The sequence below is a fragment of the Rathayibacter sp. AY1G1 genome (assembly GCF_002932095.1).
Classification (GTDB): domain Bacteria; phylum Actinomycetota; class Actinomycetes; order Actinomycetales; family Microbacteriaceae; genus Rathayibacter.
In genome coordinates, this window is sequence record NZ_PSUZ01000017.1 from 37,997 (window position 1) to 48,821 (window position 10,825).

Here is a 10,825-nt window from a genome sequence, read left to right on the forward strand (position 1 = left end):
CGATGACGACGACCACGGTCGACCTGCCCCAGGGGGCGCTGCGGCTCGCCGTCAGCAGCAGCACCGACGTCGGCGCCGTCCGCCGCGTCAACGAGGACGCCCTCCTCGCCGACGAGCTGCTCCTGGCAGTCGCGGACGGGATGGGCGGGCACGCACGAGGGGACCTCGCGAGCGCAGCCGCCGTCGAGGCGCTGCGCGAGAACCGGCCGACGAGCCTGGGTCCGGTGGACGCGGTGTTCGACCTGGTGGAGGGCGCCAACACGGCCGTGCGCGCGCTCGACGTGGGCGGTGCGCTCTGCGGCACGACGCTGACCGGGCTGATGCTCGTGCTCCCCGAGCCCGCGGGCCCGGCCCGCTGGGCGCTGTTCAACGTCGGGGACTCCCGCGTCTACCGCTGGGACGGTGCCGAACTCCAGCAGCTGACGGTGGACCACTCCGCCGTGCAGGAGCTCGTCTCGGCCGGCCTGCTCACCCCCGAGTCGGCGGAGTCGCATCCCGACCGCAACATCGTCACCCGCGCCCTCGGCGCCGACGAGGAGGTCGAGACGGACGTCTGGACGCTGCCCGTCGTGCCGCGCGCCAGCTACCTGCTCTGCTCCGACGGGCTGACGAAGGAGCTCTCCGACCAGCGGATCGCCGCCCTGTTCGCCCGCCGCGACTCCGGCGACCCTGCCGACCTCGCTCAGGCGCTCGTGCGTGCGGCGGTCGAGGCCGGCGGACGGGACAACGTCACCGTCGTCGTCGTCGACGCCGTGCTCGACGCCCGCGCCTGAGCCGGGCGACTCCGTGCCGCGCCCGCCCGGGAGGCGGGGGAGCGCGGTGCTATTCTCGGTCCATGCTGAGTGGCCCGCACCTCCTTCCGTGCCGCGACGAGACCTCGAACTGACGGCCTCCCTCGTCGCGGTGCCTCGCCCGGCCGAGCAGCGACTCCAGGAGGAGAAGGAACCGTCATGATCGAGACCACACCCGGCACAGCCGCGCCCGCGTCGAGTGGAGCAGGGACCGGCAGGAGAGCCGAGAAGCCGCGCACCCTCGCCGAGAAGGTCTGGGACGACCACGTCGTCGTCGCGGGCGAGAACGGCGCTCCCGACCTGCTCTACATCGACCTGCACCTGCTGCACGAGGTGACCAGCCCGCAGCCGTTCGACGGCCTGCGTGCCGCGGGGCGCCCGCTGCGCCGGCCGGACCTCACCATCGCCACCGAGGACCACAACACGCCGACCCTCGAGATCGGACGCCCCATCGAGGATCCGATCAGCCGCACCCAGATCGACGCGCTGCGCCGCAACGCCGGCGAGTTCGGCGTCCGCCTGCACTCCCTGGGCGACGTCGAGCAGGGCATCGTGCATGTCGTCGGCCCCCAGTTGGGCCTGACGATGCCCGGCGTCACGGTGGTCTGCGGCGACTCGCACACCTCCACGCACGGCGCGTTCGGCGCGATCGCCTTCGGCATCGGCACGAGCGAGGTCGAGCACGTGATGGCGACGCAGACGCTGCCGCTGCAACCCTTCAAGACGATGGCGATCACGGTCGAGGGCACGCTGAAGGAGGGGGTGACGGCCAAGGACATCATCCTCGCGGTCATCGCCCGCATCGGCACCGGCGGCGGCCAGGGCTACATCCTCGAGTACCGCGGCTCCGCGATCCGCGCGCTCTCGATGGAGGGCCGGATGACGATCTGCAACATGTCGATCGAGGCGGGTGCGCGGGCCGGCATGGTCGCGCCGGACGAGACGACCTTCGCCTACCTGCACGGCCGCCCGCACGCTCCGGCGGGCGAGGACTGGGAAGCCGCGGTCGCCTACTGGCGGACGCTGCCGAGCGACGAGGGCGCCGTGTTCGACGCCGAGGTCGTGATCGACGCCGACGCGCTCGAGCCGTTCGTCACCTGGGGCACGAACCCCGGCCAGGGCGTCTCGCTCTCGCAGGCGGTACCGGACCCTGACGTCCTCGACGATCCGAACGAGCGCGCCAGCGCTCTGCGAGCGCTGGAGTACATGGCGCTGGAGCCCGGCACGCCGATGAAGGAGATCCCGGTCGACGTGGTCTTCATGGGCTCCTGCACCAACTCGCGGATCGAGGACCTGCGGGCCTTCGCTGCCGTCGTCGAGGGGCGCACCAAGGCCCCCGGCGTCCGCGTGATGGTCGTCCCCGGCTCCGCCCGGGTGCGGCTCGAGGCCGAGGCCGAGGGGATCGACCGGATCGTCACCGCGTTCGGCGCGGAGTGGCGCTTCGCCGGCTGCTCGATGTGCCTCGGGATGAACACCGACCAGCTCGTCCTGGGGGAGCGCGTGGCCTCCACGTCCAACCGCAACTTCGAGGGTCGTCAGGGCAAGGGGGCGAAGACCCACCTCGTCTCGCCCCTCGTCGCCGCGGCCACGGCCGTGCGCGGCACCCTCTCCAGTCCCTCCGATCTGGAGCCGGTCCGCGAGAGAGCAGGAGTCTGACCGTGCAGAAGTTCGAGACCGTCACCGCGATCGCCGCGCCCCTGAAGCGCGCCAACGTCGACACCGACCAGATCCTCCCCGGCATCTACCTCCGCCGCATCACGAAGACCGGCTTCGAGGACGCGCTCTTCCACGGCTGGCGGCAGGACGCGGACTTCGTCCTCAACCAGGAGCGCTACCGCGGCGCCGGCATCCTCGTCGCCGGCCCCGACTTCGCCATCGGCTCCAGCCGCGAGCACGCCGTCTGGGCGCTGCGCGACTTCGGCTTCCGGGTCGTCATCTCCCCCCGCTTCGGCGACATCTTCCGGGGCAACGCCGGCAAGCAGGGACTGCTCGCGGCCGTCGTCTCGGAGCCCGACGTCGAGCGGCTGTGGGAGATCATCGAGGGCACCCCGGGAATAGAACCGACGGTGGATCTGGTTGCGCGTACGGTCACCGCCGGTGGCGAGAACTTCGACTTCGAGATCGACGACTACACTCGATGGCGCCTGATCGAGGGCCTGGACGACATCGGCCTGACCCTGCGCGACGAAGCGCTCATTTCCGAATTCGAGACCCGCCGCGAGAGCTGGCGGCCCAAGACATTGCCGGTGAAATAGCGTGAACACACTTCTTCAGGACGCCAAGGCCCTGCAGGACGCCAAGGCGTCGGGAGCACGGGTGGGAATGACGACGGAGCGGATCACCATCAAGGGCGGTCGGCCGCTGGTGGGGCGCATCGAGCTCAAGGGAGCGAAGAACCTCGTCACCAAGGCGATGGTCGCGGCGCTCCTCGGCGAGACCGCCTCCACCCTCCGCGACGTGCCCGACATCAGCGACGTCCGCGTCGTGAAGGGCCTCCTCGAGGTGCACGGCGTCAAGGTGAAGCAGGGCGCCGAGGTCGGCGAGCTGATCCTCGACCCCTCGAACGTCGAGTCCGCGCACTTCGCCGACATCGACGCGCACGCCGGCTCCAGCCGCATCCCGATCCTCTTCTGCGGCCCGCTCCTGCACCGCCTGGGCGAGGCGTTCATCCCCGACCTCGGCGGCTGCCGCATCGGCGACCGCCCGATCGACTACCACCTCGAGGTCCTCCGCAACTTCGGCGCGGTGATCGAGAAGCTTCCCTCCGGGATCCGGATGTCGGCCCCCGAGGGCCTGCACGGCGCCAAGGTGTCGCTGCCCTACCCGAGCGTCGGAGCGACCGAGCAGGTCCTTCTGACCGCGGTGCGCGCCTCCGGCATCACCGAGCTCTCGGGCGCGGCGATCGAGCCCGAGATCATGGACCTGATCAACATCCTGCAGAAGATGGGCGCCATCATCTCGGTCGACACCGACCGCGTGATCCGCATCGAGGGCGTGGACCGGCTCACCGGCTACTCCCACCGCGCGCTCTTCGACCGCAACGAGGCGGCCTCCTGGGCGGCCGCGGCCCTCGCGACCGACGGCGACATCTTCGTCGGCGGCGCCCGCCAGCAGGAGATGACCACCTTCCTCAACGTCTTCCGCAAGGTCGGCGGCGCGTTCGAGATCGCCGAGGACGGCATCCGCTTCTACCACCCGGGCGGCGAGCTCAAGCCGGTCATCATCGAGACCGACGTGCACCCCGGCTTCATGACCGACTGGCAGCAGCCGCTGGTCGTGGCGCTCACGAAGGCCAAGGGCGTCTCGATCGTGCACGAGACCGTCTACGAGCAGCGCTTCGGCTTCGTCGACGCGCTCGTCGAGATGGGCGCGACCATCCAGATCCACCGCGAGTGCCTCGGCGGGCAGGCCTGCCGCTTCGGGCAGCGCAACTTCATGCACTCGGCCGTGATCTCGGGACCCTCGAAGCTGCACGGCGCCGACATCGTCGTGCCGGATCTGCGCGGCGGCTTCTCGCACCTGATCGCGGCGCTCTCGGCCGAGGGCACCTCGACGGTCTCGAACGTCGGCATCATCAGCCGCGGCTACGAGAACTTCCTCACCAAGCTCGAGCTGCTGGGCGCCGACTTCTCGCTCGACGCGTAGCCGCCCACCGGGACCCCGGTGCCGCGGAGGACGACCGTCCTCAGCGGCCCGGGGTCCTGTCGCGCCCGGGCGCGCCCCACGCGGGCGGTTCCGCGTCCTCCTCCAGGCGTCCCCGGATCCGCTTCTCGAGGAGCGCGAGCGTCGTCTCCGGCGCGGGCCGGAGGCCCAGCGGTCCGGGCGACTCGACCAGGACCAGCGTCAGGCGTCCGCGCCGCGTGCCGGCCAGGACGACCTCGAGGGCCTCGCGCGGACGCAGGCCCACCAGCACCCACCGCCGCTCCAGCCGCGCGATCCGCGCCCAGGGCACGACGATGCCCCAGTCGCCGAAGGAGACGGTCAGTCCCCGGCGGCGCGGCACGACCACCGCGTAGGGCCGCAGCGTCGGCAGCGGGAACCGCGGCTCGACACGACGGAGGCCCGCTCCGAGCCGGCCGCGTCCGAGGACCGTGACGCCGCCGGTCGCCTCCGCCTCGACGTGGGCGAGCGGTGCCACCGCCACGCGCCAGAGGGCGTCGACCCCGCCGATCACGAGGGCGACTGACGCCGAGCCGCCGACGAGGACCGCGAGCGTCAGCAGGAGGCCGTCGCCGAGCGCGGCCGCATCGCGTCCGGCCTGCGTGGCGAGCAGCACGACTCCCCACACGATCAGGAGCACCAGGCCGGAGAGCGCGATCGGCGAGTCGGCGAGGCGGCCGAGGGCCCTGCCGACGGCGTCCCACGGCGACGGGCGGCGACGCGGACGGGGCATGCCGGTACCGTACCCGGCGGCCGGGCCGCTCCTCCCACCGCGGGGCCCCGCTGCTCCCAGGCGTGGGGACGCGGCCCCTCCGATGCGGGATGCGAGGATGGGCGGGTGTCTGAGCGAAGCCGTCCGTCCATCTTCTGGTTCCTCGCGGCGGCGGTGATCCCCGTGATGACCGCCTCGGTCGACCTGCGGATCCGGAACGGCGACAAGATCCCGAGCACCGGGGCCTTCGTGTTCGCGCCGAACCACTACAGCGAGATCGACCCGATCATCACGGGCTGGACCCTGTGGCGCGCCGGCCGCGCACCGCGCTTCCTCGCCAAGGCCTCGCTGTTCTCGGTGCCCGTGCTCGGCTCGATCCTGCGCGGCTCCGGGCAGATCCCCGTCGAGCGCTCGGGCTCGGTCCGCGGCAGCGAGCCGCTGAAGACCGCCAAGGCTCTCGTGGACGAGGGCCGCTCGGTCATCATCTACCCCGAGGGCACCCTCACCCGCGACCCCGAGCTCTGGCCGATGCGCGGCAAGACGGGAGCGGTGCGGATGGCGCTGCAGTACGGCCTGCCTGTCGTCCCGGTCGCGCACTGGGGCGCGCAGCAGCTGATGGGCCGCTACTCCAAGCGGATCACCCTCTTCCGCCGCAAGCGCGTCGACGTGATCGTCGGCGACCCCGTCGACCTGTCCGCCTTCCGCGGACGCAGCCTCGACTCCGCCACACTCAACGAGGCCTCCGCGGTCGTGATGGCGGCGATCACCGCCCTGCTCGAGGAGCTGCGCGGCGAGGCGGCGCCCGAGAAGCGCTGGAACCCCTCCGAGCACAACCAGAAGGGCACGGGTCGCTTTGAGTCCGAGCAGTAGGAAGGCGCCCATCCCCGTGCCCCGCCGCGTCGCCGTCCTCGGCGCCGGCAGCTGGGGCACCACGTTCGCGAAGATCCTCGCCGACGGCGGCTCCGACGTCGTGATGTGGGCGCGCCGCGCCGAGCTGGCCCGCGAGATCACCGAGGCCAAGCGCAACAGCGACTACCTCCCCGGCATCAACCTCCCGCGCAACATCCGGGCCACGCCGCGCATCGAGGAGGCGCTGGAGGGCGCGGACCACGTCTACCTCTCCATCCCGTCGCAGTCGCTGCGGAGCAACCTCGAGGCGATCACGCCGTTCCTCACCGAGCGCACGGTGCTGGTGAGCCTGATGAAGGGCGTCGAGAAGGGCACCGGCCAGCGGATGAGCGAGGTGATCGCGCAGATGCTGCCGGTCTCTCCCGACCGGATCGCCGTCGCCTCCGGGCCCAACCTCGCCCTCGAGATCGCCAAGGAGCAGCCGACCGCGGCGGTCATCGCCTCCGAGAGCCTCGTCACCGCGCAGGAGGTGGCCCTCGCGGCGACCAACCGCTACTTCCGCTCCTACGTCAACACCGACGTGATCGGCACCGAGTTCGGCGGCGTGCTGAAGAACCTCATCGCCGTGGCGATCGGCATCGTCGACGGCGTCGGCTACGGCGAGAACACGAAGGCGTCGATCATCACGCGCGGTCTCGCCGAGATGACGGACTTCGCGGTCGCGTACGGCGGACGGGCCGAGACGATGGCCGGACTCGCGGGGCTCGGCGACCTCATCGCGACGTCGAGCTCGTCCCTCTCGCGCAACAACACGGCCGGGCGCCTGCTCGGCCAGGGCTACAGCTTCACCGACGTGGTGAAGTCGATGCAGCAGACGGCGGAGGGGCTCGCCTCCGTCGCGCCGGTCCTCGAGCTGGCGCGCGCCAGGGGAGTCGACATGCCCATCGTCGAGCAGGTGTCGCAGGTGCTCGCCGGTACGCTCGATCCGAAGGACATCGCGCCGCACCTGACCACGGATTCGGACGAGCCACAGGGTGAGAGGAACCTCGATGACCAGCAAGCTCCGCGTGGCCGTTCTGTTCGGGGGGCGCTCCAGCGAGCACTCGATCAGCTGCGCAACGGCGGCCGGGGTGCTGCGGGCGATCGACCGTGACCGCTTCGAGGTGATCCCCGTCGGGATCACCTCCGACGGCGCCTTCGTGCTCGAGGAGGACCGTCCCGAGAAGTTCGCTCTCGACGCCGCGTCGCTGCCCCGGGTCGAGGACGACGGCTCCCGTGTGCGCTGGCCGGAGTCGGCCCTCTCGCGAGAGCTCACCGTGACGACCGAGGACGGCGCGACGCGCTCGCTCGGCGAGGTCGACGTGGTGCTGCCGATCCTGCACGGCCCGTGGGGCGAGGACGGCACCGTCCAGGGGATGCTCGAGCTCGTCGGGCTGCCCTACGTCGGCTCGGGCGTGCTCGCGTCGGCTCTCGGCATGGACAAGCACTTCACCAAGACGGTGCTGCGGGCCGCGGGCCTCGCGGTGGCGCCCTGGTACCTCGTGACCGAGGCGGAGTGGCGCGCCGACCCGGGCGACGCCTCCTCGGCCCTCGACGAGCTGGGCCTGCCCGCGTTCGTGAAGCCGGCGAGGGCCGGCTCGAGCGTGGGCGTCAGCCGGATCGACGAGCGCGAGCAGCTCGAGGCCGCGCTGGAGGAGGCGTTCGCGCACGACTCGCGGGTGCTGATCGAGTCGGGCATCGTCGGCCGCGAGGTAGAGATCGGCGTGCTCGGCGGCCGCCGCGGTGCTCCGGCCCGCGCCTCCGTCGCCGGCGAGGTGGTCGTCACCGGCCGCGGCTTCTACGACTTCGAGGCGAAGTACCTCGGGGCGTCCGGCATCGAGCTGGTCTGCCCGGCCGATCTCACCGACGGCGAGCTCTCCGAGATGCGGTCCCTCGCGATCCGCGCCTTCGACGCGATCGGAGCCGAGGGCCTCGCCCGGGTCGACTTCTTCCTCACCGCCGACGGCTTCGTCGTCAACGAGATCAACACCATGCCCGGCTTCACGCCGGTCTCGATGTTCCCGCGCATGTGGGGCGCGAGCGGCGTGGACTACCCGGACCTGATCAGCGAGCTGCTCGACTCGGCGCTCGACCGCGTCCCGGTCGCCGCCCGATGACGTCGGCGCTCGCGCTCCGCGTCGAGGCGGGCGCGGCCGCGGCGCCCTTCGAGCAGATCCGTGAGCAGATCACCGCTCTGATCGCCGCGGGCGAGCTGCCGGTCGGCACGCGGCTGCCGCCCCGGTGCGCGCGCTGGCCGAGACGCTGGGCGTCGCCGCGGGGACGGTCGCCCGCTCCTACCGGGAGCTGGAGTCGGCGGGCCTGGTCGAGACGCGCGGCCGGGCGGGCACGGTCGTCGCGGGAGGCGTGGACGCGCTGGAGCGCGAGCTGCAGGCCGCGGCCGCCGTGTTCGCGTCCCGCGCGCGCGAGCTGGGGGCGACCTCCGATGGTGCGCTCACCGCAGCGAGTCGAGCCCTCGGCGTCTGACGCTGAAGCTCAGCCGGTGGGCGTGTCCGTCGGATCGAGGGTGTCGGCGTCCGAGACGTCGGTGCACTCGCGCGTCTGCGGGACGTAGGAGACGGCGTTCGCCAGGTCGAGCGCGGCGGAGGATCCGGACGCGCGGCTCTGGTCGACGGTGATCTCCACCGCTGGATCGCGACCGTAGGTGGTCAGCGTGTAGATGTCCTCGTCCTTCTGCGTCTCGTCGATGATCCAGTCGACTCCGCTGACGTTCACGCAGAGGTCCGTCGTCGGGCCGGGCACCTCGACTCCGCAGTGGAGGATGACGGCGGCCGGGGTGCCCCAGGCGGCGGTGCCCTGAGCGTTCGTCTCGCGCTCGGGCTGCTCCGCGACCACGTCGGGCAGGCGCACCGAGACCTCCGCGCAGCCGGTGCTCGTCGCATCGGCGGCGGGCTCGAGGGCGACGCTGGCCGAGCAGCCCGAGAGCAGCAGGACGGCGGCGGCGGCGAGAAGGGGGGAGCGGAGTCGGCGGGGGGACATCGCCGTCAACGCTAGCGTGTGAACCATGGCAGAGGATCGGAGTCCCACCCTGGCCGAGCTCAGCGAGGGCGAGGTGCTCGCGAGGGTGCTGGCCCGGCTCGGCGGCCCGGGCGCGGAGACCCTGGTCGGGCCCGGCGACGACTGCGCGGTGCTGCGCGCTCCCGACGGCCGCTTCGTGGTGACCACGGACATGATGGTGCACGGCCCCGACTTCCGGCTGGCCTGGTCGCGCCCGGCGGACCTGGGCTGGAAGGCGGCGGCCTCGAACCTCGCCGACGTCGCGGCGATGGGGGCCCGTCCCACCGGGCTCGTCGTCGCGCTCGCGGCACCCCAGTCGCTGGGCGTCGACATGCTGGAGGGGATCGCGGGCGGCCTCGCCGCCGGCTGCGCCGCGATGGCGCCGGGATGCGGAGTCGTCGGGGGAGACCTGTCCGCCTCCGCGACGCTGACGCTCTCGATCACGGCGTTCGGCTCGCTCGACGGACGACCGCCGGTGCTCCGCGGCGGTGCGAGGCCGGGGGACGTGCTCGCCGTGGCCGGTCCGCTGGGACGAGCGGGGCTCGGGCTGCGCCTGCTGTTCGAGCAGGCGCGGCGGGACGGGGAGCCGTCGGCCGACCTCGCCGCCCGGCTCCGCGAGCGGCATCCGTCCCTCCTCGAGGCGCAGCTGCGCCCGACCGCGCCGATCTCCGCGGGCGAGGCCGCGGGCGGGACCGCCACCGCGATGATGGACGTCTCGGACGGCGTGGTGCTCGACGCCCGTCGGATGGCGCGTGCGAGCGGAGTGGCGATCGACCTCGATGCCGCGGCGGTCGACGTGCACGCGCGCGGGCTCACGGGCGTGGAGGGCGTGGACCTCGACCTGGCGAGGGCGTTGGTGCTGGGAGGCGGCGAGGACCACGCGATGCTCGCGTGCTTCCCGCCCGCCGCGGCGCTGCCGGAGGGCTTCGTCCCGCTCGGGGTCGTCCGCGAGGGGGACCCGGAGGTGCGCCTGGGCGGGGTCGCGCTCGAGGGGCGCGGGGGCTGGGACCCGTACCTCGGCTGGGACGGCGCGGCGGGCTGAGGCCGGTCAGCCGGCCGCGGAGGAAGCGGGCGAGACGGGCGACGCCGGTGAAGCCCACCAGATCGTGGTCTCGCCGTAGTCCTTCCTCCGCTCCCGCTCCAGACCCGCGGGCCAGCGCGGCTCCGGGCTGCGGGAGCTCCGCTCCACGACGACCACCGCGTCCTCGCGCAGCAGCGGCAGCACGCCGGCGAGATCGGCGGCGAGGTCGTCCTCGCCGAGGTCGTAGGGCGGGTCGAGGAACACCGTGTCCGTGTTGAGGGCCGGGGACCCGTCGAGGAAGGAGCGGACCGAGCCGGTCACCACCTCGATCCGCGGGGCGGGCCGCTTGTTCTTGGCAGCCGCGGTCACGATCGCCCGTGCGTTCTCGCCCGCGGTCCGGGCGGCCTTCGGGTCGCGCTCGACCAGGACGACCGCGCTCGCTCCGCGGCTGGCCGACTCGAGCCCGAGGGCGCCGGAGCCCGCGTAGAGGTCGACCACCGTCGCGCCGTCGAGGGCGTCCCGGGCCTCGAGGGCCGAGAAGACGGCCTCGCGCACGCGGTCGCTGGTGGGGCGGGTGCCCGCGCGCGGGACCCGGAGGGTGAGCGAGCCGGCGAATCCGGCGATGATCCTGGTCACCGGATCGAGCATAGGGCGGCACCCCTGCCCACGGCGTCCGGCGGCCGCCGCGTGCTCCCGCCTGGCGGCACACTGCGAACTCTCGGAACCTGGACCCTTTTC

At 72.8% G+C, this 10,825-nt stretch carries 12 protein-coding genes; 9 read left to right on the plus strand and 3 right to left on the minus strand.

The genetic code is table 11. The features are described from left to right. The first annotated feature begins 2 nt into the window (after positions 1-2). The 4 genes from C5C36_RS10865 to murA all read left to right on the plus strand — a co-directional run bounded on the left by C5C36_RS10865 (position 3) and on the right by murA (position 4,436). Positions 3-773, plus strand: a complete 771-nt coding sequence (locus tag C5C36_RS10865) for a PP2C family serine/threonine-protein phosphatase (protein ID WP_104223087.1) — start codon at positions 3-5, stop codon at positions 771-773. 177 nt (positions 774-950) lie between these two features. Next, entirely contained in the window at positions 951-2,447 is a 1,497-nt protein-coding gene (gene leuC / locus C5C36_RS10870; protein WP_104309739.1) for a 3-isopropylmalate dehydratase large subunit, read from the plus strand. A 2-nt stretch (positions 2,448-2,449) separates the two neighbouring features. Next, a complete protein-coding gene (leuD, locus tag C5C36_RS10875; protein WP_104309740.1) occupies positions 2,450-3,046 on the plus strand; it encodes a 3-isopropylmalate dehydratase small subunit in 597 nt (198 codons plus the stop codon). Positions 3,047-3,113: 67 nt separating this feature from the next. Beyond that, entirely contained in the window at positions 3,114-4,436 is a 1,323-nt protein-coding gene (gene murA, locus C5C36_RS10880) for a UDP-N-acetylglucosamine 1-carboxyvinyltransferase (protein WP_167299052.1), read from the plus strand. A 40-nt stretch (positions 4,437-4,476) separates the two neighbouring features. Here murA and C5C36_RS10885 read toward each other — a convergent pair whose 3' ends face one another. Next, on the minus strand, positions 4,477-5,184 hold the full coding sequence (locus C5C36_RS10885) for a hypothetical protein (protein ID WP_104309741.1): 708 nt from the start codon (positions 5,182-5,184) through the stop codon (positions 4,477-4,479). Between the two features lie 105 nt (positions 5,185-5,289). On the opposite strand from C5C36_RS10885, the gene C5C36_RS10890 reads away from it, so the two are divergent. The 4 genes from C5C36_RS10890 (at position 5,290) to C5C36_RS18190 (ending at position 8,535) form a co-directional block, all read left to right on the plus strand. After that, complete coding sequence (locus C5C36_RS10890) at positions 5,290-6,033, plus strand: 1-acyl-sn-glycerol-3-phosphate acyltransferase (protein WP_244229445.1); 744 nt, start codon at positions 5,290-5,292, stop codon at positions 6,031-6,033. A 16-nt stretch (positions 6,034-6,049) separates the two neighbouring features. Further along, positions 6,050-7,165 carry an NAD(P)H-dependent glycerol-3-phosphate dehydrogenase gene (locus C5C36_RS10895; protein WP_181067828.1) on the plus strand — a complete coding sequence of 372 codons (1,116 nt, stop codon included), beginning with the start codon at positions 6,050-6,052 and terminating at the stop codon, positions 7,163-7,165. Further along, positions 7,062-8,168 carry a D-alanine--D-alanine ligase family protein gene (locus C5C36_RS10900; RefSeq protein ID WP_104223094.1) on the plus strand — a complete coding sequence of 369 codons (1,107 nt, stop codon included), beginning with the start codon at positions 7,062-7,064 and terminating at the stop codon, positions 8,166-8,168. The genes C5C36_RS10895 and C5C36_RS10900 overlap by 104 nt, the downstream gene beginning before the upstream one ends. Positions 8,169-8,292: 124 nt before the next feature. Then, on the plus strand, positions 8,293-8,535 hold the full coding sequence (locus C5C36_RS18190) for a GntR family transcriptional regulator (protein WP_308470900.1): 243 nt from the start codon (positions 8,293-8,295) through the stop codon (positions 8,533-8,535). 9 nt (positions 8,536-8,544) lie between these two features. On the opposite strand, the gene C5C36_RS10910 is transcribed toward C5C36_RS18190, so the two are convergent. After that, positions 8,545-9,048 (minus strand): DUF3515 family protein, encoded by a 504-nt coding sequence (locus C5C36_RS10910; protein WP_104223096.1) that lies wholly within the window; start codon positions 9,046-9,048, stop codon positions 8,545-8,547. 25 nt (positions 9,049-9,073) lie between these two features. On the opposite strand from C5C36_RS10910, the gene thiL reads away from it, so the two are divergent. Then, entirely contained in the window at positions 9,074-10,108 is a 1,035-nt protein-coding gene (thiL, locus tag C5C36_RS10915; RefSeq protein WP_104309742.1) for a thiamine-phosphate kinase, read from the plus strand. A 6-nt stretch (positions 10,109-10,114) separates the two neighbouring features. On the opposite strand, the gene C5C36_RS10920 is transcribed toward thiL, so the two are convergent. Next, the gene (locus C5C36_RS10920; RefSeq protein ID WP_104223136.1) at positions 10,115-10,723 is read right to left on the minus strand and encodes an RsmD family RNA methyltransferase; all 609 of its coding nucleotides are present in this window, start codon (positions 10,721-10,723) and stop codon (positions 10,115-10,117) included. Positions 10,724-10,825: the final 102 nt, after the last annotated feature.

Coding starts and splice junctions, on each gene's coding strand:
- thiL (WP_104309742.1), top strand. CDS start 9,074: ATGGCAGAGGATCGGAGTCCCACCCTGGCCGAGCTCAGCGAGGGCGAG.
- C5C36_RS10865 (WP_104223087.1), top strand. CDS start 3: ATGACGACGACCACGGTCGACCTGCCCCAGGGGGCGCTGCGGCTCGCC.
- C5C36_RS10900 (WP_104223094.1), top strand. CDS start 7,062: ATGACCAGCAAGCTCCGCGTGGCCGTTCTGTTCGGGGGGCGCTCCAGC.
- leuC (WP_104309739.1), top strand. CDS start 951: ATGATCGAGACCACACCCGGCACAGCCGCGCCCGCGTCGAGTGGAGCA.
- C5C36_RS10910 (WP_104223096.1), bottom strand. CDS start 9,048: ATGTCCCCCCGCCGACTCCGCTCCCCCCTTCTCGCCGCCGCCGCCGTC.
- C5C36_RS10885 (WP_104309741.1), bottom strand. CDS start 5,184: ATGCCCCGTCCGCGTCGCCGCCCGTCGCCGTGGGACGCCGTCGGCAGG.
- murA (WP_167299052.1), top strand. CDS start 3,114: ATGACGACGGAGCGGATCACCATCAAGGGCGGTCGGCCGCTGGTGGGG.